This is a genomic window from Seonamhaeicola marinus (genome assembly GCF_008085455.1).
Genome location: NZ_VSDQ01000667.1, coordinates 1 through 211, shown reverse-complemented (window position 1 = coordinate 211; position 211 = coordinate 1). Strand labels below are relative to the sequence as shown.

The window sequence follows — 211 nt, the reverse complement described above, 5'->3', positions numbered from 1 at the left end:
CTTGTAAAATAGCATTGTAAGTTTCGCCGTTTTCTAAAGTAATTACAACTGTATGCGCATTTGGTGTGTAAACCAAGTTAGAGAAGTCTAACTCTTGTGCTGCAAAATGCACTGGCTTGTCTCCTCCGTATAATACGCAAGGAACCTGTCCAGCATTACGTAAGGCTTTAGTTGCTTTTTTGCCCACGCTTTCTCTTTGAGATCCGTTGAT

1 pseudogene is annotated in these 211 nt (G+C 40.8%); it reads right to left on the bottom strand.

Annotation, left to right across the window (positions count from 1 at the left end):
* Window positions 1-211: pseudogene (locus tag FUA24_RS11090) on the bottom strand (50S ribosomal protein L25); the annotation flags it as partial.